This is a genomic window from Nocardia sp. NPDC127526, assembly GCF_042672265.1.
Lineage (GTDB): Bacteria > Actinomycetota > Actinomycetes > Mycobacteriales > Mycobacteriaceae > Nocardia.
In genome coordinates this window covers 183,544-206,186 of the sequence record NZ_JBHXVO010000004.1, presented here as the reverse complement: position 1 = coordinate 206,186, position 22,643 = coordinate 183,544, and the positions used below count along the sequence as shown (strand labels likewise).

Annotated in this window: 18 protein-coding genes; 4 read left to right on the top strand and 14 right to left on the bottom strand. The window is 69.0% G+C overall.

Annotated features, from left to right (window positions below; genetic code table 11):
• Positions 1-10 precede the first annotated feature (10 nt).
• From ACFVIV_RS09755 to ACFVIV_RS09700, 12 genes are all read right to left on the bottom strand, one after another.
• A complete protein-coding gene (locus ACFVIV_RS09755) occupies positions 11-1,342 on the bottom strand; it encodes a glycosyltransferase (RefSeq protein WP_379194439.1) in 1,332 nt (443 codons plus the stop codon).
• A 13-nt stretch (positions 1,343-1,355) separates the two neighbouring features.
• Entirely contained in the window at positions 1,356-2,690 is a 1,335-nt protein-coding gene (locus tag ACFVIV_RS09750) for a glutamate-1-semialdehyde 2,1-aminomutase (protein WP_379194438.1), read from the bottom strand.
• Entirely contained in the window at positions 2,680-3,963 is a 1,284-nt protein-coding gene (locus tag ACFVIV_RS09745; RefSeq protein ID WP_379194436.1) for a GNAT family N-acetyltransferase, read from the bottom strand. Before ACFVIV_RS09745 ends, ACFVIV_RS09750 begins: the two co-directional genes overlap by 11 nt.
• Complete coding sequence (locus ACFVIV_RS09740; protein WP_379194434.1) at positions 3,960-5,339, bottom strand: glycosyl hydrolase family 28-related protein; 1,380 nt, start codon at positions 5,337-5,339, stop codon at positions 3,960-3,962. The genes ACFVIV_RS09745 and ACFVIV_RS09740 overlap by 4 nt, the downstream gene beginning before the upstream one ends.
• Positions 5,336-6,634 (bottom strand): Wzz/FepE/Etk N-terminal domain-containing protein, encoded by a 1,299-nt coding sequence (locus ACFVIV_RS09735; protein WP_379194432.1) that lies wholly within the window; start codon positions 6,632-6,634, stop codon positions 5,336-5,338. Before ACFVIV_RS09735 ends, ACFVIV_RS09740 begins: the two co-directional genes overlap by 4 nt.
• Complete coding sequence (locus ACFVIV_RS09730) at positions 6,625-8,028, bottom strand: hypothetical protein (RefSeq protein ID WP_379194430.1); 1,404 nt, start codon at positions 8,026-8,028, stop codon at positions 6,625-6,627. The genes ACFVIV_RS09735 and ACFVIV_RS09730 overlap by 10 nt, the downstream gene beginning before the upstream one ends.
• A 52-nt stretch (positions 8,029-8,080) precedes the next feature.
• A complete protein-coding gene (locus ACFVIV_RS09725) occupies positions 8,081-9,085 on the bottom strand; it encodes a glycosyltransferase (protein ID WP_379194428.1) in 1,005 nt (334 codons plus the stop codon).
• Positions 9,082-10,356 (bottom strand): lipopolysaccharide biosynthesis protein, encoded by a 1,275-nt coding sequence (locus ACFVIV_RS09720; RefSeq protein WP_379194939.1) that lies wholly within the window; start codon positions 10,354-10,356, stop codon positions 9,082-9,084. The genes ACFVIV_RS09725 and ACFVIV_RS09720 overlap by 4 nt, the downstream gene beginning before the upstream one ends.
• Positions 10,357-10,888: 532 nt before the next feature.
• Complete coding sequence (locus tag ACFVIV_RS09715) at positions 10,889-12,049, bottom strand: glycosyltransferase family 4 protein (RefSeq protein ID WP_379194426.1); 1,161 nt, start codon at positions 12,047-12,049, stop codon at positions 10,889-10,891.
• Positions 12,046-13,089 carry a glycosyltransferase family 4 protein gene (locus ACFVIV_RS09710; RefSeq protein WP_379194938.1) on the bottom strand — a complete coding sequence of 348 codons (1,044 nt, stop codon included), beginning with the start codon at positions 13,087-13,089 and terminating at the stop codon, positions 12,046-12,048. Before ACFVIV_RS09710 ends, ACFVIV_RS09715 begins: the two co-directional genes overlap by 4 nt.
• A gap of 178 nt (positions 13,090-13,267) precedes the next feature.
• Positions 13,268-14,476, bottom strand: coding sequence for a hypothetical protein (locus ACFVIV_RS09705; RefSeq protein WP_379194424.1), 1,209 nt, complete (start codon positions 14,474-14,476; stop codon positions 13,268-13,270).
• Positions 14,477-14,490: 14 nt separating this feature from the next.
• Entirely contained in the window at positions 14,491-15,696 is a 1,206-nt protein-coding gene (locus ACFVIV_RS09700) for a hypothetical protein (RefSeq protein WP_379194422.1), read from the bottom strand.
• A 108-nt stretch (positions 15,697-15,804) separates the two neighbouring features.
• Here ACFVIV_RS09700 and ACFVIV_RS09695 point away from each other — a divergent pair, with 108 nt between their 5' ends.
• The 4 genes from ACFVIV_RS09695 to ACFVIV_RS09680 all read left to right on the top strand — a co-directional run bounded on the left by ACFVIV_RS09695 (position 15,805) and on the right by ACFVIV_RS09680 (position 20,802).
• Positions 15,805-17,328 carry a serine/threonine-protein kinase gene (locus ACFVIV_RS09695; protein WP_379194420.1) on the top strand — a complete coding sequence of 508 codons (1,524 nt, stop codon included), beginning with the start codon at positions 15,805-15,807 and terminating at the stop codon, positions 17,326-17,328.
• Positions 17,329-17,419: 91 nt separating this feature from the next.
• Complete coding sequence (locus ACFVIV_RS09690) at positions 17,420-18,544, top strand: serine hydrolase domain-containing protein (RefSeq protein ID WP_379194418.1); 1,125 nt, start codon at positions 17,420-17,422, stop codon at positions 18,542-18,544.
• Positions 18,545-18,620: 76 nt separating this feature from the next.
• A complete protein-coding gene (locus ACFVIV_RS09685; protein ID WP_379194416.1) occupies positions 18,621-19,949 on the top strand; it encodes a polysaccharide pyruvyl transferase family protein in 1,329 nt (442 codons plus the stop codon).
• Between the two features lie 16 nt (positions 19,950-19,965).
• A complete protein-coding gene (locus tag ACFVIV_RS09680) occupies positions 19,966-20,802 on the top strand; it encodes a glycosyltransferase family 2 protein (RefSeq protein WP_379194414.1) in 837 nt (278 codons plus the stop codon).
• A gap of 5 nt (positions 20,803-20,807) precedes the next feature.
• Here ACFVIV_RS09680 and ACFVIV_RS09675 read toward each other — a convergent pair whose 3' ends face one another.
• On the bottom strand, positions 20,808-21,443 hold the full coding sequence (locus ACFVIV_RS09675; RefSeq protein WP_379194412.1) for an MspA family porin: 636 nt from the start codon (positions 21,441-21,443) through the stop codon (positions 20,808-20,810).
• A gap of 112 nt (positions 21,444-21,555) precedes the next feature.
• Complete coding sequence (locus tag ACFVIV_RS09670) at positions 21,556-22,641, bottom strand: class I SAM-dependent methyltransferase (RefSeq protein ID WP_379194410.1); 1,086 nt, start codon at positions 22,639-22,641, stop codon at positions 21,556-21,558.
• Positions 22,642-22,643: the final 2 nt, after the last annotated feature.

The window sequence follows — 22,643 nt, the reverse complement described above, 5'->3', positions numbered from 1 at the left end:
GAATAGTCGGTCAGCGGCTGAATTGCGACACAAGTTCCGCAATACGGCTGCGGAATTCCTCGGGAGCGAAGGTGATGGCGTGCTTGCGGATGGCATCCGAGTCGTAGGCCGAGGTGTCGAAACCACGCATGACGCGGGCGAATCCGGCGACCACCGACTCGTCGGAGCCGTGCGGGATGTGTTCGCCGGACAGACCGGGGATGACGGTGTCGAGAGCGCCGCCCTCGCCGACGGCCAGCACCGGTGTGCCGCAGGCCATGGCCTCGACCGGGACGATGCCGAAGTCCTCCACGCCCGGCATGAGCAGGGCGCGGCAGCGGCGGTACATGTCGAGCAGGACTTCGTCGGAAGCCGCGCCCAGGAAGGTGGTTTCGGGACCGGCGAGGGGTTCGAGCTGACGGCGATATCGGCCGTCGCCGAGGATGACCAGGCGGACACCGGCCTGCTGGGCGGCGCGGATGGCCAGATCGGGCCGCTTGTAGGGGACCAGGCGCCCGGCGAAGAGGAAGAAGTCCTCACGCGGGACAGCCGGATCGGGCGAGAAACGGTCAACGCGCACAGGCGGATTCACGACGGAGGCGGGCAGCCCCCACCAGTCGCGAACCCGCTCGGCCACCGCCTGGGAGTTGGCGACGACGTGGGTCAGATGCGACGCGGCCCGCAGCTCACTGTGCCGAGCCAGCGCACCCAACGCGGTGAGGGCGAGCTGCCCGGCCCGCCCTCCGGCCTCGCGCGCACGAAAGGCACTGTCCCAGGCCCATCTCGCCGGACTGTGGACGTACGCGATCACCGGCGCTGTGGTGGCAAGGGCCGCCTGTGTGGCGAACGCATGGTGGCTCACCACCACCGCGTCGAAGTCCCCGTTGAGAGGCAGACCGCGTAATGCCCTGGGCACGAAGGGCAGTAGCGGCGCGTGCGAGCGCCCCCCGGTAGCGGCGTAGGCGCGCGACAACCAGGTGTCGTGGACCCGTTCCTCTCCGGCAGCGCCGCGACCAACCGCATAGCGGCCGACCGCGTATGTCCCAGCTCGCTGGCCGATGTCGTGAACCCCAGCCTGATGACCGGGCACACGGAACTCGGAATGGGGGCCAGTGGTGTGAGCCCCAGCTCGAGGGCCGGTAGCCCCGGTTGCGTCCAGGTCGTCCAGGTGGTCGGCGTGGCCGGTGTGCGCTCCCTCCGCCCGCGCTGCGGCGGCGAAAAGCGCTCGGGTGCAATTGCTATCGGCTATGGGGGCGAAAACCCGGGCTCCGGGCCAGGTCTTCAGGAATTCGGCGACGACGGCTTCGGAGCCGCCGTATTCGGTGAAGCGCTCATGCACCAGGGCTATGCGGGGCGCGTTCATCGGGGTCTCCTGTTCATCCGTCGCCGCGGTCGTCGAGGTGGCGGGGGGCGGCGGTGCGGCGGAGGGCGGGGGCGACGGGGCGGCCGGTGAGGAGGCCTTCGACGGTGCCGTTGTCGATTGCCTTGCGGTAGACGGCGGCCGCGTCCTGGCAGGCTTCGAGGGTGAGGTCGATGTCGGCGTCGGTGTGGGCGGCGGAGTCGACGAAGGATTGGCCCAGGACGCCGCGGGTGAGCAGTTCCTGGAGGAAGAGGGTGCGGTAGGGCTGGGAGGGGTTGCCGTCCGCGTCCTTGGTCAGGAAGACCAAGCAGGAGGGGCGGCCGGCGACCTGGAGGTGGTCGGCGATGCCGAGGTCGGCGGCAATGGTGTTGACGCCCTGGGCCAGTCGCTCGCCGGCGCGTTCCATGCGGGGGATGGGGTCGGTGGTGCGGTAGGCCTCGACGACCGCGCGGAAGGCCGCCAGCCCGCCGGTTTCGGGGCCGTGCGTGGTGGAGAGCAGGAAGACGCGGTCGGCGCTGGTGCGCAGGCCGCCCAGCTCCATGTATTCGCGTTTGCCGGCCAGCGCGGAGATGGGGAAGCCGTTGCCCATGGCCTTGCCCCAGCACGACAGGTCGGGGCGCACGCCGTAGAGCTGCTGCCCGCCGCCGCGGGCCCAGCGGAATCCGGTGATCATCTCGTCGAAGACGAGCAGCGCACCGTGGCGATCGCACAGGGCGCGCGCGCCTTCCAGGAATCCGGGCGCGGGCTCGACCAGCGCGGTGGCCTGTTCCATGATCACGCAGGCGATCTCACCGGCCTCCAGCACCGAGGCGAGCGAATCCAGGTCGTTGAACCCGAATTTCACCGTCGGCGCGGCCGGAATTCCCGCGTTCATGGCGGTCGTCCCGATGAACCAGTCGTCCACGGAGAAGAACGGCTGATCGCACACGGCGACGGTCTCCCGCCCGGTGGCGGCGCGCGCCAGCCGCACCGCGGCGGTGGTGGCATCGGACCCGTTCTTGGCGAACTTCACCATGTCCGCCCCCGGCACCAGGCTCAGGAAGTCCTGTGCGGCAAGCAGTTCCAGCTCAGTCGGCCGCGAGAAGTTGACGCCGTCGGCAATGGCGCGGCACACCGCCTCGACCACCGGCTCGTACCCGTGCCCCAGGGTCACCGACCGCAATCCCATGCCGTATTCGACGTATTCGTTGCCGTCGCGGTCCCACACCCGGGCGCCCTTGCCGCGCACCAGGATCGGCGACATGGACTCGGGATACTGATCCGAGCCCCGGGCATAGGTGTGCGCCCCGCCGGGCACCAGATCGTGCAGCCGGGCCTGGATGGCATTGCTGCGCGCGAAATCACGCGTCATGGTCGCTCCCGCCGGTGATCGCCCACAGCTCGTGGTCGGCGCGGCGGCCGGTGGGGCCGCGGAAATCGCGCATGGTTCCTTCTTTCAGCAGTCCCGCCCGGGCGGCGACCGCGGCCGATGCGGTGTCCGCGGACTCGATTTCGGTGCTCACGCGCCGCAGCCCGAGCCGGCCGAACGCGTGGTCCAGCAGCGCTCGCAGTGCGGCCGCGCGGACCGCCTCGTCGGCGCGGGCCGGATCGGCCCAGAGGTGAATCCGGGCATTGTGGTCGAATATGTCGTGATCGAACAGCCGGGCTTCCCCGGCGTAGGCGCCGTCGACGTCGATGACGAGCAGCAGGCCGTGTGGCGCGCGCACTCCCGCTGTGTGGCGGGCGAATTCGCGCCAGCGGGCGCTGGTTTGTGATTCGCTTCCGGGTGCGTCGGCGTTACGGCGCGCGGCACGCCAGGCGGCGGCATCGCCGGGGCGCGGGGTGCGCAGGACGACGCCCGGGAAGCCCGCGAGGTGCAGGGTGAGGGGCCGGGCGGGCAGCGCCCGCTGCACGAACCGCCTGACCTGCCCCGCCCGATAGCGCGCCTCGACGCGGAGAATCGTTGCGGCGCCGGGCATCTCCGCGGCCCCGAGCGGTTTCGGCGCGATCGGCCCGCTGCGCCGGGTGAGCACATGCTCGATCCAGCGTTCGGTGAACCCCTTCGGCGGAATATCGGCCCGCGTGGCCGCCCACAGATCGTGATCGGCCCGCGCCCCGCCCACATCGAAGTGCAGGGCCATGCGCGCCTCCCGCACATACCCGACCTGCTCGGCTCCGCGCGCCGCCGCCGCATTGCTGGTCGACACCGGCGCGATGATCCGCTCCAGCCCCAGCGCATCGAATCCGAAATCCAGCAGCAGGGCCGCCGCCAGCCCGCCGAACCCGTGCCGCGCCAGCTCGGCATCCATCCAGATGCCCATTTCCGCCTGCCGTGTCCACGGGTCGATCCCGCCGATCTCCACCTGCCCGGCGAACCGCCCGTCGATCTCGATCACGGTCGCCAGCCGCTGCCCCGTGCGCGCGTGCGTGGCCGCCTCCAGGCATTCCCGCACCCACGCCTTGGCGGTGTGCCGCTCCTCCCACGCCAAGGGCGACGAGAGCCAGAACGGCTCGATCAACGCCCGATCCCGCAAACGCAGCGCCCGCCATGCCGTGTAATCGGCGAATCGCGGCGCCCGCAACACCACCGTGCACCCGTGCAGCTGTACCGGCCCCAGCCGCACCCGCTCGAGCCGGGTGTTCACGACCGCGGTCGCTGCTTGCCCAGCGACGAGGTCTTGACCGATCCGTCGGTGTCCACCGACAGTCGCCAGTAGGTTCCCGCGGAATCCCGTAGCACGATTCCCCCTTCGCTGCGTTCGGACAGATAGGCCCCGCTGGGCAGCACGGCGGACACGATGCCGCCGTCGCGATCCTGGGCTTGGATGATGTCGGTCTCGGTGCGTCCCGCCTGTACTTCCATGGTTCCGGCGAACCGCGCGCCGTGAATGCGCCCGCGCCCGATGACATGCCAGCCGTCGGGGAACGCGCGCGGATCCACGTCCTCGTGGGATCCGGAGATGAGGTTGATGGCCGTGCCCTCGGGCGTGCCCCCGGCATCGATGCGGACCTCGATGGGCGGCGAGTTCAGATCCGGATCGAATTGCACGTTCGCCAGATACGGCTGCCGGCAGTAGACGAGATCCAGGCACACCTCGCGGGCCGCCACCTTGCAATTGACCATCCCGAATTGCGCGGGCCCGCCGCCGGGCACCCCGACGGAGATGGCAGTCTGTGCCCCTTCGAACCACACATTCGTCAGCCACCAGTCATTGGCGGCCCCGTCGATGCTGATGTGCCGGTCGGTGGTTCGCGGATCGGAATCGGAGACGAATTCGACATTGGTCAAGGCCAATCCGGCATTGTGATCGTCCCCGGTGCCCAGCACGCTGACCCGGTTGTTGGTCAGCTTGGAGGTGGTCACATAGTTCTGGATGCAGGAGGTGACGATGCCGAAGCCGAAGTTGTTGATATCGCTGTTGAGAACGGCGGTGCCGCCGGTGTTCCGATCCAGCACCAGCCCGCGCTGTTCGTGATAGCGCGGCGCGTTCTCGGCGAGGTGATTGCCGCGCAGCACCACCGCGTCGAGCGAGCAGCGGAAGCATTCCGACAGCCGCATGGCCGTGGCTCTCCCGCCGGTCAGATAGAACCCCAAGCGGGAGAAGCGAACTCGCTGTTTGCGCTGCAACCAGATGAGGGTGTCGTCGCCGTCGTAGTACACGGTGGTGACATCGGCCCCGTCGCCGAGCACCGTGGCGAAGTCGTCGAGCGCCGGGAAGCTGCGCAGCAGATAGTTGCCGGCGGGAATGTAGAGCACCAGCGGCTTGTCCCCGTCGACGGCCGCGGCCGCCGCGAAAGCCGCCGTGTCGTCGGCGCTGCCGTCGCCGACCGCGCCGAAGTCCTTCACATTGCGCGCCGAGGGCTGATCCGTCACGTTGGGAGACCGGAATTCATTGCCGGGCGCGGGATCTCCGCTTCCGCAGGCCGCCGCGAACGGCAGCAGCGCCGCCGCGCCGAAACCGGCGGCGAGCAGCCGCCGGCGGCGCACGGCCTCGGGCTTGCCATCCTCGGCCTCGCTCACCGTTTCACCAGCGCCAGTGGACTGCGCAGCACTTTCCGGAACCCCTTGTGCGGCCGCGAGAAGGCCACCGCGCCGATGAGCCGCTCATTGTCGTGCCCGAAGGTGGCCAGCGCCCCGCGCACCTGATTGGAGGTGGTGGCGCCGAGCTCGATGACGCCGATGGTGGCATCGCAGCGGCGCGCCAGCGCGATGGCGTCGGCCGCCGCGGTCACCGGGGCGGCCTCGACGAGTATGACATCGAATTCGCTGCCCAGTTTGGAGATGATGTCCCCGAGCCGGTCGGAGTCGAGCAGATCCGGCGTGCGCAGGTCGATTCCGCCCAGTGGCAGCACACTGATCCCGACCTCCGGCCAGGTGGTGACGGCCTCCGCGGCGGAGGTGCTGTTGCGCAGCAGTTCGGAGAGCCCGGCCGCGGCGCCGACGGCCGAGCGGCTGGAGCCGTGGCCGGTGGTGTCGGCGTCGACCAGCACCACGCGCGCGCCGGTATCGGCGAAGGTGCGGGCCAGCCCGATGGCCACATCCGGTTCGGAGTGTTGGGACAGCGAGGTCAGCAGCACCGTTTTCCGGTCGGGGTCCGCGGTGATGCGGGTGCGCAGGCGGCGCAGTTCGCCGGCGGCATTGGGCCGTCCGTCATCGATGATCCCGAGGATGGGGACCGGCAGGATGGCCTCGAGATCATTGGAGGTGCGCAATCGCTTGTCCAGCTTGTCGCGCACGAAGGCCGCCGCGAGGCCGAGTGCGAGTCCGGCCAGCAGGCCGACCAGATAGATGCGTTTCTCCTGCGGACCGGTCGGTTGCTGCGGCGTCCGGGCCTTGTCGATCACCTCGGCGCGCGCGGCGGGCGCGGCCCCGGCCTGGATCGCCTCCAATCGCGACACCAGCGCCCGGAACTGCGAGACCACCTCATCGGCCAGCACGCGCGCCCCGTCGGCGGTGGAGTCGGTGGCCGTGACCACGATGATGGTGGTCGCCGGCGGCGACGCCGCGGTGATCTTGCTCCGTAGCTCGTCCACCGAGATGCTCAGGCCGAGTTGATCTTTCACGAACTGCGCCACGGTGGCGCTGGTGGCCAGATCCACATACGAGCGCACCCGCTGCTGGGCGGCCAGCCCGCCCTGATAGGAGTCGTTCACCGAGGTCCCGGTCGCCATGGACACATACACCGAGCTCGAGGCCGTGTAGGTGGTGGGCAGGGTGCGCGCATATCCGGCCGCCGCCGCGACGCACAGCACCGCGCCCGCCACGATGATCGGCCACCGCCGCCGGACCAGATGCCAGTAATCGATCAAACCCATTGCGCTGTCCTCGTTTTCCCGGATGGCCGTGCCGTCTCGGGACGCCGCGGCGCCCCCGACAATTCGTCCACCCGCCTGCGATATTCCCCGACGACGAGATATGCGAGCCAGGCCAGCACCACGGCCTGCAGATATTTGCCGAGTGTTTCGACGGTGCCGAGAATGCCGCGCTCGAACAGCACCGGCACCTCGATCATGGCCAGGCCGAGAATGGCCAGGGCCAAGGAATGGCTGTAAAGGGCGTGAGCCCAGATCAGCAGCAGCACGAAGGTGAAGCTCACCCCCAGCGCGACGCCGATATAGCCGCCCAGCACGTACCCTTCGTTGATATTGCCCTCGGCCAGCGACACCGACACCGTGGACATGTCGACCGAGCCGCCGCGCACCTCCACCGCCCAGGCCGCGCCGGACCGGAATTTCTCCGCACCCAGCAGCTGGGTGGGCACCAGGCTTTCGAGGGCGTGCCGCACCACCTCGCCCGGCGTCAGCCAGGACCCGGGTCCGGCGAACCAGGAATCGGTGGCGGCTTCGAGCAGGTCGAACCGGCGCAACAGCGGCAGGAACGGCTGCACGATCTCCGGATACTGCGCGTCGACCTGCGCGGCCTCGGCCTTGGCGGCCGGGGTGGTCTTGAACGATTGCAGCCAGCCGAACGCGCCGACCGCGAGCACCGAGAGCGACAGCACCCCGGCGACTTTCGCGCGCGTCCACCCGGTCATGGCGAAGCGGACCGCGATGGCCAGCGCGGCGCCCATGATGGGCGTCTTGGACTGCACGGTCGCCGTCCACAGCAGCTCACCGAAGATAATCGCGCCGAGCACCAGCATGGTGGTGCGCCCGCTGTCACTGCGGAAGAACACGATCAGGCCGACCGCGCCGAGCGTGGCCAGAATGGTGACCAGGTTGATCAGCGGGTTCGGGCTCTCCAGCTCGCCCGCCGTGCCGGTGGTTCCGGTCGCCACCGCGGCCAGACGGCCCAGGGTGCCGAGGCCGTAGAGGACGAACAGGGTCTGCACGAAGACCGGGTCGCCCGCGAACGGCGGTGTGCGTTGCGGCTTCTCCGCATCGCGGCGCGTGCGCGTTCGGGTCCACACCGTGTAGGCGACGACCAGCGCCGCATAGAACCACAGGCCGAACGCCACCGGCCGCAGAATCAGGGCGATGCCGTCGTCGTATCCGAATTGCGCCAGCCGCGGATCGGGCACATTGTCGCCGTAATGCGGCTCCGGTTCGGTCCACAGCAGCACCACCGGGCGCGCCACATACGACAGCGTCCAATAGCCGGTCTGGGCGATCAGGAAAATCCGGGCCACGCCCGGCAGAAACATGGCCGCGACGAAGATCGTCGCCAGCGCGCCGGCGACGAGCAGAACCTCGGAGTGTGCGGGGGCCATCAGCTGTCCTCCATCACCCGTATGTCCGTGCGGTATCTCCTGTCGTTACGAGTCATCCGAGGGCGTCGATGATTTCGCGCGCCCGATCCACATAGCGATGCCCGTCGGCGAGGATGCGGCGATGCCCCGCCTCGGCGATCTTGGCGACCTGATCCGGATACCGGGCGCAGCGGCCGAGAATGTCACGCAGTTCGACCGGGCCGGAGAACAGGAAGGCCTCGGTTTCGTCCTGGAGCAGCTCGGCGTGCTCGTCGGTGCGTTCGCCCACGAAAAGCCCACCGGCGGCGGGGATTTCGAAGGTGCGGCAGGTGTGGGTATCGCGATTGTCGGAATTGAGCAGCACCAGATTGGCGGTGACGGAGGCGACGGCGGCGGAGAAGTGCTCGCCGTAGACCGGCCCGCCGATATTCGCGCCCGTGCCCCACAGCGGTCGCACGCGCCGCCAGCCCGGACCGCGCAGCAGCATATCGCCGCCGAACTCGCGCGCCAGGGATACCAAGAGGTCTTGACGGTCCGGTCGCACCGCGCCGATGAAACCGGCCAGGAATCGTTTCGCCCCGCGGCGCGCGCAGGGCCGATGCCATGCCGGATCGTAAGCGCTACGAACGAATTTCACGGAGCGTGCGCCGCGCGCCCGCAGTTCGGGCACATTGTGCCACTTGGTGGTGACGATGAGATCCCACCGCGACTCGTGCGCGAGGTACTCGGGGCTGGTGTTGTAGGGATTGGACACATCGTCGGGGCTGTAGTGCACGTGCAGGGCCGCCGGGGCGTCCAGCAGCCGCTGCTGATCGAGATGCACGGCCTTGAAGGCGAACAGCACATCCGGGACGAAATCCGCCGCCGCGGCCTCGATCTCGCGATGCACGGCCTGCACATTCCACGGCGCTCGCCGATGGGCGAGTTTCGAATACACCCACGGCGGCGACAGCCGCGCCGGCAGCGTGACCGCGGTGGTGTCGACGACCACCACCTCGTGCCCCGCCTGCCGGAACCCATCGGCGAGCGAGCGCGCGTTACTGCCCACCCAGTCATCGCCGACGAACAAGACCTTCATGCCAAGTCCCCCTTGTGCATCAGCACGGCGGCCGGTCCGATCGCCCCACTGCGTCTCGTCCGTTCCCGGACGATCAGCCACCGTACCCGGATGATGTACCACACGGCGACGCCGATTTCCGCGGAAACGGTGCCATAGACCAATGCCCACACCGATTCGGTGCGCACCGCGAAGGCCAGGGCGACGGCCGCGATACAGGTCCCGATGATCGCGCCGATGAGGACGCCCATGGTGTCCTGCTTGACCGGCAGGATGGCCGTGGTGACATAGGAGGTGACGGTGGTGGCGGGCAGGATGAGCACTTCGAAGCGCAGCAACGGGATCGCGCCGTCGAACTCGTCGGAGAAGATGAGATGGATGAGCACCGGCGCCAGCGCCCACACCACGGCGGTGGCGACGCAGGCCAGGGCGACGCACATGGCGAGCGCCTGGATGGAGTTGCGCCAGAATCGATCGTCCTTGCTGCGCTTGGCCATCCGCGGCAGCAGCGCGAAACCGATGGGATCCAGGGTGGATTGGATGGCGCGCACGAGGCGGTCGCCGGCGGAGTACAGGCCGAGTGAGGCCGTAGCCAGGAATGCGCCGTAGACCGCGGCCGAACCCTGGCCGTAGCCGGTCACCAGCAGGCGGGAGGTGAAAATCGGTGCGGCCATGCGCAGGACGGTCTTGATGCCGTGCGGCCGGGCGGGCGGGCCGTAGGTGCGGATGGAATCCCACCAGGTGAGCGTGACGGTGGCGATCGAGGAGACCAGCAGGCACAGCAGCGCCAGTGCGGCAATGGGAAATCGCGGCAGCAGGGCGACCAGCAGGATCAGATATCCGATGCGGCCCACGCCCTGATACATGGTGGACGAGCCGAATCGGCCCTGGCCGATCAGCAGCCAGTCCTCCGAGATCGACCAGAAGCCACCGGCGAACAGGCCCAACAGCACCATGTGCAGGATCGGATGCGCGCCGAAGGCGAGGCTGCCCAGCAGCGCGACGCCGATGACGGTCAGGGTGACGGCGCGAATGGCGAGATAGGTTCCGCGCAGCCGATTGATGTCGTGGGTGGTGGTGCCCTCCTCGTGCACGCGCGCCGCCAGGAATTGCGTCACACCGAGATCGACCAGCAGCGAACCGATGAAATACGACGACATGCCGATCGCCAGCAGACCGGTCCCGTGCGGACCGAGCGTGCGCGCCAGCAGCGGCACCGTGACCAGCGTGATGATGTACTGCCCGTACTTACCGAAGGTGACCAGCCCGATATCACGCAGAATCCCGCCGATACCACCGAATCCGCCGGTCGCCTGTTTGCGATGCCGACCGCTGCCGCGCCTCGGGGCCGGTGCGGCCCGCGCGCTGCCGGTGTCCGTGCCGCCGGTGCCCGCGCCGGCTGTGTCCGTGCCACCAGTGCCCGTGCGGCTGGAGCCTGGGCCGCCGGTGTCCGCGTGGCTGGTGCCCGACCGGCCGGTACCCGGCTGGTCGGTGCCCCCGGGCGCGAACGCGCCGGTTGGATCGCGCTGGGGTCCATCCTCGCCGAGCAGGGCGTAGTCCGAGGCCGCTCGGTCCGCGTAGGCCGTTGGCGGGGGCGGTCCAGCATCCGCGGCGAACATCCAACCGGTCGGTTGGGGGCCGGGTGCGTCGCGGGCGAGGCCCGGCCGCATCATGGGACCCGAATCGCGGGAGGACCGGTCGTGTTCGAAGCCGCGTGGATCAGCCGGTGGGATTCCCTGCCGCATCTGACGCCGTTGGCGCAGCCGTCCCAGCGTTCGCAAGGGCCTGGTCGGCGGGTCGACAATGGGTAGCGGCTCGGTCGGATCATCCACGGCGCCACCGGCTTCCGGACAGTCGCGTGAGGAAGTCGGTGACGGCCCGCGCGGTCTGCGCCACATCGAAGTCGCGGGCGCGTACCCGGGCCGCATCGGCGAGCTTGGTGCGCAGTTCCTGATCGGCGATGAGCGTGTCCAGGGCGTGGGTGAGCCCGGCGCGGTCGCCCGCGTCCACCAGCAGGCCGTTGAGACCGGGCTCGACGATCTCCTCCGGACCGCCCGGCCGGGTGGCGATGACGGCGCAGCCGGCGCGCATGCCCTCCACCACCACCTGACCGAACGGTTCGGGCAGCACCGAGCAGTGCACGAGGATATCCGCGTGCCGCAGATAGGGTTCGGGATCCTCGACGTGGCCGGTGAAGGTGACCGGCAGGTCCAGGGCGGTGGCATGGACCTCGAGTTCCGCGCGGTAGGCCTCCTCGTCGAAGAAGGCGCCGCCCACGAGATACACATCGCGCGGCAGCACCCGGACGCCGGCCAGGGCGCGCAGGAAATGGTCCTGGCCCTTCCACGGCGCCAGCCGGCCGACCACCACGATGACGGTTTCGGCGGGGGGCCGCTGTTCGGCGGGCTCCCCGGAACGGTCGTCGTGCGCGGGGAATTCGACGCCCGGATAGGCGACGAGGACCGGTTTGCGCCAGGTCCACAGCGAGGCCAGCGTGCCGCGGCTGTTCGCGATGTATCCGCGCGCCGCCACCCGCCCGAGCAACCGGATCACCAGCGCCAGCCATCGCCCGAAGTAGTCGGCCGAAACCCGGTCGTGCACATGCCAGACCAGCGGCACCCGGGCGCGCCGGGCCGCCACCGCGCCCATGAGCAGCGCCTTGGAGCTGCTCGCGATCACCACCGTCGCCTCCAGTTCGCGCATCGTGTCGCCGAGCGCCCAGCCCAGTTTCAGCAGGCCGGCGGCTCCGGTGAGCAGGCTGCGCACTCCGGCCTTCCGAATGGTCATCGCGCGGGAATCGAAATCATTGCGGACCAGTCGGGTTTCGATGCCGCGTTCGGCCATGCGGCGCAGCATGGGCCCGTCCTCGGTGTAGACGACCGCGGTCTGCCCGGCGGGCATGGCCGACACCATGCGCAGGGTGGCGAGCTCGGCGCCGGAGGGCGCCGCGGTGTGCGCGAGGAAGACGGCCTTGAGCGGTGTCATGGTCCGACCAGTTCCGCGTAGAGATCCCGGTGCCGCCGGGCGGCCACAGCCCAGGAGAACGTTTCGGCATGGGCCCGGCACTGTTTCGCGCCGGGGCGCTCGCCGGACAGGGCGCTGCGCAGGCGCGCGGCCAGGGCGTCCGCATTGCCGGGCGGCACAATGAGGCTCGGATCCAGCTCGCGCACCGAATCGGGCAGGCCGCCGCAGTCGGCGACAATGGGCGGGCGGCCCGCGGCGAGGGATTCGAGGGCGATCAGGCCGAAGCCCTCCAGTGCGAGCGACGGCACGACGGTCAGATCCGCCGCGGCGTACAACCGGGTGAGCCGGACATCGCTGACCGGACCGGTGAAGGTGATGGACTCGTCGCCCGCCGCCAGCGTACGCAATTCCGTTTCGGCGGTCCCGGTTCCGACTATGACCAGCCGCGCGTCCGGATGCGCGGCGCGCACCCGCGGCCAGGCGCCGATGAGCACATCGATGCCCATGCGGCGTTCGAGGCGGCGCACGCACAGCACCGTTCCGGAGGAGACGGTCGGTTCGGCGGTCGCGAAGCGGTCGAGATCCACACCGGGCGGAATGATCCGGACCTTGCGCTCGGGAATGCGATAGTCATCGATCAGCAACCGCCGGAAGTGGTCGGACAGCACGACGAACCGATCGGCCCGCGCATACCGGAGCCGTTCGATGAGGTACTTCGCCCGGACCGTCCGGGCGCTCTCACCGGCCATTCGGCTCTCCGCCGCCCACGGGCCGTGAAAGTGCACTACCAGCGGATTTCGCAGCGCGGCCGGACCGTACAGGCAGAAATGCCGGTCCACGACGGTCTCGCGCGGCAGCCCGCGCGGATCGGAGATGGCCGCCCGCACCCGGCGGGCGGTGCTGCCACCGGTGGGTCCCCAGGATTGCGCACCAACCGGTGCGTTTCCGAAAGCGATTGCGGTGACATCGATTTCAGGAATCCCGGCCAGTGCGAGATACAGATCGGTGAAATACCGATTGAGCCCGCCCGGCGCCGCGGCGAACCACTCCGACCCCGTCATATGCACCCGAAACGGCACAGTCACCAACCCTCACCCCCAGGGTTCATCGCCCACCCGAGCCGAGCCCGCGACTCGAACACTCTTGCAGCGCAAGTGTATGCGAATCCGCCCGGCGAGGCGGGCAATCGATCCGCAACGAACCGACCGTTCAGCTGGGGCGATGGCGCGGCCGACGGCGTCAGAGACTATTGGCGAGCAGGGCGTATTGCGCCGCGGCCTTGCGGCGCACATCGGTCTCGTCATCGCTGTCGACGAAGGCCGCGTAGCGCTTGTACGAGACATAACAGCGGAACCCGGCATTGGTGGGATCACCCTCGGAATTGCGTGTGAAGCACTTCGCGCCCGGAACCCCCGCGGGGCCGTCGATGACATCGAATCCGGTTCCGATACTTCCGGCGATACCGCTGACCAGCGCGGTCGCGCCACGCGCATCCCGGGCGCGCAGGATCCAGCCGCTGTCGACAATGGCGAGGCGATCCGCGCCCGCATCGGTGAGCAGGCGTTCGCTCAGCACCGAATCGAGGACGCTGTGTACGAAACGGGACGGTCCGTATACGCCGAAGCTGTCCGGATCCGGGGTGCGGAAGCCACGCTGGGAGGTGACCACCCGCGCGAGCAGATTGTCCGGATCCACCCGGAGCGAGGGGAGTTTGCCGGAGTCGGTCGGGCGGAACGCGTCCAGCACGTCGCGCTGGGCGGTGAGGGTCTTGCGGACCCACTCCAGCAGATCGGCCGAATCGGCGCTGGGACGCTGGATGAACAGCGAGACGATGAACTCGCCGTACGGCCAGAAGGCGCCGATATTGGCGACCGACGGCCGCCAGTGGATGTACGCGTCCGGGAACTCGGCCAGGCTCAATCGCTGGTTCTGCTCCGGCGCGAAGGCGAAGTCGACGTCCTCGAGGTCGCGAGCGGCGGCCTTGGCGGCGGCATCGGTGGGAAACCGCATGACCAGATCGACAACCGCGGTGGCGGTGGGGGTTTCGTCGGTCGGCTCCAGGGTGTCGGAACTGCCCGCGCCGTAGCCGACGACGAATTCGTGGCGGGACAGCACGGCATCGGACCCGGCGGCGAGGAAGCCCGCTTCGGCCTCGGCGGCATCGGCCACGACCCGGCTGCCCTGGCCCACGATGAGGCTGTGGTCGATGCGCGGTCCGGTGGCCACGGCCTCGGACATGCGCATGCCCTCCAGCAGCGCGCCCGCCCCGTGCGAATCCTGTTCGTAGGTATGGCGATCCACGGGGTACGCCCCGATATCGAGACTGCGCACATCGGATTCCCCCGCCATCGGAGTGCCGGGCACGGCGCAGCCCGCCACGCCCGTGAGCGCGGCGGCCAGCAGGACCGGCGCGATGCGGCGGATGCTCCGGAAGGTCTTGCGGGACATGGTGAAACCTCGGATCACAAGCTGTTGGCGAGCAGGGCGTATTGGGCGGCCGCCTTCTGGAGTACGTCGGCTTCGGTATCGCTGTTGAGAACGGCGAGATAGCGCTTGTAGCTGACGTAACAGCGGTAGGGGGACGCGGCCGTGTCGGCGCCGCTGTAGAGGAAGCACTTCGCGCCCGGCACCGACTTGGGGGCCGGGATGCCGTTGTATTCCGAAGGCAGTTCGCCGACAAAGCCTTTCAGCAGTTCGGTGGCCGCGGCGGTGTCCCGGGCGCGGTGCAGCCAGGAATTGTCGAGCACCGCTATGCGGTCGACGCCGGCCCCGGTGAGCTGGCGGGTGGCGAAGGACTGCTCGTAGGCATTGTGGATATAGCTGGCCGGCCCGTAGACGGCGAAGGTGTAGGGATCGGGGGTGCGGTCGCCGCGGTCGGAGGTGACCACGCGGGCGAGCATATTGTCCGGATCCACCTTCAGGGTGTCGAGTTTGTCCTGCGGAGTCGCGGCGAAGCTGTCCAGCAGCGCCACCTGCGGGGTCAGGGACTTGCGCACCCAGTTCAACAGGTCCGCGGAGTCGGCGTTGGGGCGCTGGATGTAGAGGGACACCACGAATTCCTTGTGCGCCAGGAAGACTCCGATACTGGCGACCGACGGCCGCCAGTGGATGTAGGCATCCGGGAACTCGGCGAGGTTCAGCCGGCGGTTCTGGTCGGCGGCGAAGGCGAAGTCGACATCCTCCAGCTCGCGGGCGGCCAGTTTGGCGGTGGCTTCGCTGGGAAAGCGCATGACCAGGTCGCTGACCGTGGTGGTGGTCGGCGCGGGCACGTCCTCCCCGGGCGGATAGTCGGCATCGCCGGTGTCCATGCCGTAGGCGGTCACCATCTCGTGGCGGCTCAGCACGGCCGCGGAACCGTAGGCGAGATAGTTGTCCTCGGCGGCCTCGGCGTCCAGCACCACATCGCCGCCGAGACCGACGATGAGCGAACTGTCGATGGCGGGTCCCGCCGGCAGCGCCTCGGACATGCGAATGCCCTCCAGCAATGCGCCCGCCCCGCGCGAATCCTGGTCGTAGGTGTGCCGATTCACCTCGTAGGCGCCCACGTCCAGGCCCCGCACATCGGATTCACCGGCCACCGGGGTTCCGCTGACGGCACAGCCGGTGACCGCGGTCGATATCGGGATGAGCAGGACGAGCACGATGGCACGGTGCGTCCGCAATGACATGCGCGGCATGACTAACCCCCAGGTGCGCCTCGGTCCACCGGACCGCTGTCCTTATCGATTGTGCGTTACGGTGATCGGCAGCATGTAGTACTCGGAGGTAGTGGGGTCGTGGCGAGGACTCTCGCGCAGGGGCAGACATTCGCGGGCTACCGCATCGAGCGGCTGCTCGGCGTCGGCGGCATGGGCGAGGTGTATCTGGCCCGCGATCGGGATCTGCCGCGCCCGGTGGCCTTGAAGCTGCTCAGTCCCGCCATGGCCGGCGAGCCCGAGGTCCGCGAACGCTTCCTGCGCGAGGCCGATACCGCCGCGCGGCTGGGCCATCCGAATATCGTCGCCGTCTACGCCCGCGGCCGTGAAGCCGACCGGCTGTGGATGGCCATGCAGTACATCGAGGGCACCGATGTGGCCGCCGTCCTGCGCGAGGGCGCCCTCCGCCCCGACCACGCGGTCCGCATCCTCGGCGAAACCGCCAGGGCCCTGGACCACGCGCACCGCTCCGGCGTCCTGCACCGCGATGTGAAACCCGCCAATATCCTGCTGGAATGGGGCCCGGAGCAACGGGTGTTCCTGGCCGACTTCGGAATCGCCAAGGCCCTCGACCAGACCACCGGCATGACCCGCACCGGCGAAATGTACGCCAGCTTCCAATACGCCTCCCCGGAGCAGTTCGAACTCCGCGCCGACGTCGACCAGCGCGCCGACGTCTACGCCCTGGGCTGCACGTTCTTCCACATGCTCACCGGCGAACTCCCGTACCAGGGCGGCAGCACCGCACAACTGGTCAACGGCCACCTCAACGGCCCGATCCCACGCCCCAGCCGGCGAAACCCCCACGTACCCATCGCCTTCGACGAAGTCATCGAACGCGCCCTCGCCAAGAACCGCGACCACCGCTACAACAGCTGCGGCGAACTCGCTGCCGCGGCCGCCCACGCCCTGGCCGCCCCGCCCGCCTACGCCCCACCCGGCGCGCCGACCGATCACCACACCAGCGTGCCGACACAGATCGGCTACGCGATCACCCAGCCCGGCCGCCCGCCGACCCAGCCCGGCACTCACCCACCGCTCCAGCTGAGCCCCGCGCCCCCGCCGGTCCCGCCTCGCCGCGCCCGCAAGCGCCTGCTGGCCGCCGCCGCAGCGGTATTCGTCCTGGCCCTGGCCCTGGCCATCGGCCTCGGATTCGGCACCGGCGCACTGCATATCAAATGGGGCGCCGCCGACATAGGCGGCCCGGGCATCTCCGCCACCGACCCCTCCCGCGAGGCCGCCATCCGAGCCGCCTGCGACCACGCCCTCCTCATGTCCACCTACGACTACGCCAACGGCGACGCCTGGCAGGAAAAGGTCCTCGCCGGCGCCACCGGCTCCTGGAAATCCCAAGCCCAAACCATCCTCCCCACCGTCCGCCTCCTGGTGGAGGCCGATTCGGAGAAGAGCCGCGGCACCAACGCCAACTGCACCGTCACCTCCGGCTCCGGCACCCACTACGAACTCACCGCCGACGTCACGGTCCTCAACCAAACCCAGGGCAAACCCGACACCACCGAAACCGAGAACATCACCATGGCCATGGACTACGTCGACGGCCGCTGGCTCTGCTCCAAATTCACCAGCCCGCTGTTCCCGGCCTGATTTCGAATTACCCTGGGTTCGAACCTGTTCGGGGTGTGGCCCGTATGAGTTGGTAGCCGGTGCGCAGGCCGGTCCCGGTGCAGGAGGACGCATGCGGATTGCTCTGGGGATCGTCGCCGTGGTGGTCATGGTCCTGACAGGTGGGCAGGGTGCTCTGGCGCAGCCGAGCACGATGGCGGAGACGCTGCGGACCGGGTTGGACTCGATTGTGTCCGGGGTGGCGGTGCCGGGGGCGCAATTGGTGCTCAGCGAGGGTGGGGTGGATACGCATATCGTCAGTGGGGTGGGGGATCTCGGGACGGGGGCAGGGTTCCCGGATCACGCGCAGATGCGGATTGCCAGTAATACCAAGACTTTTGTGGCGGCGGTGGTGTTGCAGCTGGTGGGGGAGGGGCGGGTCGAGTTGGATGCGCCGGTGGAGCGGTATCTGCCGGGGGTGGTGCATGCGCCGGGCGGGGACGGGAATGCCGTCACCGTGCGAAATCTGTTGCAGCACACCAGTGGGATCCCGGACTACCTCAATGATCTGGACCTGGAGTCGGTGGCCGCGCTGCGGGCCGGGCGGCCGGTGGAGGAGCTGATCGGCGTCGGGATGGGGAAGACGGCCGAGTTCGCGCCGGGGGAGCAGGCGCAGTATTCGAATACCAACTATCTGCTCGCGGGGCAGTTGATCGCGCGGGTGACCGGGATGCCGGTGGGAATCGAGGTGACCAGGCGAATTCTCATACCGCTGGAATTGCACGACACGTATTGGCCGCTGTATCCGGCGGAATCGGTCCTGCGCGGACCGCATGCGCGGGCCTACCACGAATTCGACGGCGTCCGGATCGACATCACCGATATCGATCCCGGCTGGGGACTTCCGGACGGGGCGATGGTGTCCAGCGGCGCGGATCTGAATCGATTCTTCATGGCGTTGCTGGCGGGGCGAGTCGTCGCGCCGGCCCAGCTGGCGGAGATGCAGCGCACCGTGACGACCGGCGACGCGCGCCGCTCGGAGGACTTCGGGCTGGGGCTTTTCCGCTGGACCACGTCCTGCGGCAGCGAAGCCTGGGGGCATGGCGGCACCATGCACGGCAGTTTCGTCTACGGCGGGGCAACCGCCGAGCGATCGGTCACCGTGGGCATGAACCAGATTCCGGATATCCTCGCCGCGCGCTCCCGTAACATCGACCTCGACGAGGTGGTCGATGCTGCGCTGTGCGCACCTCGATGATCTGCGATAGATTCGCTGCGGATTCGTGCTCGGCATAGAACTACCGGCATTGCCGGGCTCCGGAAGGAATCTCGAGTTGGGGACATCTGGCGCGGGGGATGGTGCCGGGTACCGGATACTCGTCGACAACGGCGAGTACTGGTTACGCAATCGCGGGGATATCGCCATGATGGTGATGACCGTGCAACGGCTGCGGGAACGCTGGCCGGGCGCGCGGATCGGCATGCTCACCGACCAGCCGCGGGTGCTGCGGGCGGTCCTGCCCGAGGCCGAACCGGTGTTCGCGGCCGCCGGCGGGCATTGGGGCAGAAGCGGATTGGCCGGGCAGGTGGACGCGCTGGTCGGTACAAAGCTGGTCGGTCCTGCGGCTTTGCAGTGGCGGGCCGCCACCGAAGTGCCCAAACATCATCTGCGCGGGGCGCGCAAGCAGGTGCGCGACATGCTGCGCGGGGAACGCGAACCGGAGCCCGCGGGCATCCCGGAGCTGCCGCCGGTCCCGGCGGCCATCCGGACCGCCTCGCTGGTCATCGCGCAGGGCGGCGGCTACATGACCGACGTCGATCTGTATCAGGCGCATCGCACCCTGAACCTGCTCGAGCAGGCCCAGCGGCTGGGCATCCCGAATGTCATGCTCGGCCAGGGACTCGGGCCCATGCAGCATCCGGAACTGGTGCGCCGCGCGGAGCAGGTGCTGCCCGGCGTCGATCTGATCGCGCTGCGCGAGGGTGTGCGCGGGCCAAAACTGCTGGCCGAACTGGGCGTGCCCGCCGAATCGGTCCTGGTCACCGGTGACGACGCCGTCGAATTCTCCTATCGGATGCGGCGTCCGGAGATCGGCGCCGACCTGGGCGTCTGCCTGCGCATCGCCGACTATTCGAAGGTCAGCGATTCCGCCCGCGACACCCTCGGCGCGGTGGTGCGGGCGCGGGCCGAGGAGTTCGACGTCGCGCTCTCGCCGCTCATCATCTCCGAATACGACTCCGAGGACCGCACCTACACCCTGCCGCTGCTGGCGGGCGCGCCACGGGTGCGGCCGGTCATCGGCCGGGGCGGCAGCGCGGCGGATGTCGCCCGCCAGGTCTCACGCTGCCGCATACTCGTCACCAGCGCCTACCACCTGGCGGTATTCGCACTCTCCCAAGGTATTCCGGCGGTCGCTGTAACAGCCTCGCAGTACTACGACGACAAGTTCTATGGGCTGGCCGACATGTTCGGCGCCGGATTGCGGATCGTGCACTGCGACGTCGACAACCTGGAGTCCGAACTGACACGCGCGGTTCGGGAACTGTGGGAGTCGGCGTCGGAACTGCGGGATACGCTGCAGCAGAAGGCAGTCGAGCAGATCGACGCCGGCCGCGCGGGTCTGGAACGGGTGTTCCGGCTCGTGCCCGACACTGCCGAGTAGAACCGCAGGGGGAGTCATGGCCAACTTGTCGGTGTGCGTACCGGCCTACAATTCGGCGCGCACGCTCGAGACCACGCTGCGCTCGATTCTGGCGCAGGACACCGAATGCGAGGTGCTGGTCCTCGACAATGCCAGCGCCGACGAGACCGGCACCATCGCCAAATCCTTCGACGACCCGCGCGTGCGGGTGCACCGCAATGACGAGACGCTGCCGATCGGGGAGAACTGGAACAAGGCGGTCTTCCTGTCCGCCGGACGCCTGGTGAAAGTGGTGTGCAGCGACGACATCCTGCTGCCGGGCGCGCTGGACAAGCAGCTCGAGGTCATGGGGGACAATGGAATAGCGATCTGCTCGTCGAAATTCGAGGTCATCGACGAGGACGGCGCGGTGGAGGAGACCGGGCTCGGACTGCCGAATCTGCTGGGCCGGCAGGATGTGCGCACGCTCATGCGCACCATCGTCCGGCGCGGGCCCGCCGATTTCGGGCCGACGGCCGCGGCGGTGTTCCGGCGGGCGGATTTCGATCGGGTCGGCGGCTTCCGCGGCGATCTGGTGTTCCCGATGGATGTGGATCTCTTCGCCCGGGTGTGCGCCTTCGGGAATTTCTTCGGCATGCCGGAAGTGCTCGCCGCCTGGCGTAATTCGAGTTTCAACCTGTGCAGCAACACCTCCACGGTCAGCAAGCTGACCGAGATGCTGCGCTTCCATCACCGGCTCGGCACGGAATATCCGGAGTTCGTGGGCCGCGGCGCGGTGCTCGGCGGTGATCTACGGCTGGCGCGGGCGGCGGCCGAGCGGGTTCGTATCCGGGCGACGGCCACTGTCCTCCGCCGCCCGGAACTGCTGCACTAAGGGGGTTAAATGGTCCAGAGCGGACCGTAGGTGACGACCGTATCGCCGGCGCTGCTCACCACGGACACCCACGGGCGAATGGTGACCTGCCCGAGCACCCCGCTCACGGTGCCGTGGAAGCCGGACATCTGGATGAAGCCGTCGCTGCCGGAGATCTCGCCGCTGGCGGCCTCGATGGTCTGGATGCCCGGACCGAAACCGACCGCCAGCTCGATGCCGGCCTGCGGAATGAGCTGACCCAGATTGACGCCGGGGGAGTCGTCGAGCTCGAGCCCGAGACTCGGGGTCCACCACTGGAAGCGGATCTTGCCGTCCAGGGTGGCGGGATAGCCGACCTGATAGCCGAGGGTGATGCGGCCCTCCCAGTTGTCGCAGCCCGGGCCGGACACCCGGAACGAGGCGCGCCCGTCGTGGAACCATTCGCGGGTCAGGGGATTGCCGTCCAGCGGCGCCACGAAACTGATGCGCGTATCGGACTGGATGGCCTCCACCGTGCGGTCGTTGCGGTCCACGATGGAGTTGGTGCTGTCGATGGCGGCGCCGGAAGGACTGGCGCCCAAGGCTAGGCCGACGGTGAGGGCCGCCGCGACGGCCATGGTGCGCGCGGTGGCGCGTGTACGGATGTACTGCGAACGCTTCATGATGTTCCCCATTCCCTCATCAGGTTGTGCGTCGCGTAATAGCTACGCGTACAAGAATTCCCCTGCCGAACGTTGTTATTCTATGCCGATCTGCCATGAATCACACTGATGGTCAAGGACATTCGGGCGGATCCACAACCCACCTCCCCTCCAGTTCGGGCCAGCGCGACCGCACCTCCGGGAGCAGGTCGGGCAGTGTGAGCAGCACCAGATCCGGTTGTGCGGCAACCAGTTCGGCGGGGCTGACAATGGGCACATCGGAGCCGGGCATGCGCCGCCCCTGTTTGGCGGGAGAGGCGTCGGCCACCGCGGTCAGCACCGTGGCGTCCAGGCCCGCGAGATGGAAGAGCGCGACCGCGCGTGAAGCCGCCCCATAGGCGTAAACACGTCGCCCCGTGGCCTTTTCGTGGTCGAGCCAGGAGCGCAGCAGCCGCGCTTGGCGATCGGCGTCGCGTTGCAGCCGCCGGACCGTTTCCGGATGGGTGACCGATGCTTCGGCCTCGATGATGCGGGTGATCGTCTCGTCCGCCACCGCCGGTGCATGGACGGCGGCGACCAGGATGGTGCCGCCGTACAGCTCGAACTCCCAAGCGGTCGCGAGAGACATCCCGGCGTCTTCGAGCAAGTGGCGCAATGCGGCCAGCGAGTAATAGGCGAAGTGCCCGTGCCGCAAGGCATTCCACTGCCCCTGGGAGACGATGGCGTGCAGCGAATGGAATTGGAGCAGCAGCACGCCGCCGGGTGCGGTGGCGGCCGCCCGCGCCGCGAACGCGGCCCGCTGATCGGGTTCGTGCATGATGCCGAAACAGTCGATGACGACATCGGCGGGCCCGGCGGTCTCGGTGAACCCGCGCTCGGCGAGCAGGGGCAGCCAGCTGCCGCCGTGCGGGCTGCCGAACTCCCGCACGGTACGCCCGGACAGCCGCCCGGCGGCGGCCACCCGGTGCAGGGCGTCGGCGGCTTGATCCCGCAGGGCCTGCGGCTCCACCCCGCGCGGTTCGGCGGTGACGGTGTCGTCCTCGGCGAGCTGCGCCAGCCCGCAGTCCGCGCACAGGTCCATGGCCAGCGGATGCACCGTGTCGGCAACCGTTTCCCGCGCCGGAAAGTCGTCTGCCGCAGGCATTTTGCCCAGATCCAGCACCCGGTGCAGGGTTGTGGAGCCGCATCCGCGACATCCGCGCGTCACCGGCCCGCTCATGG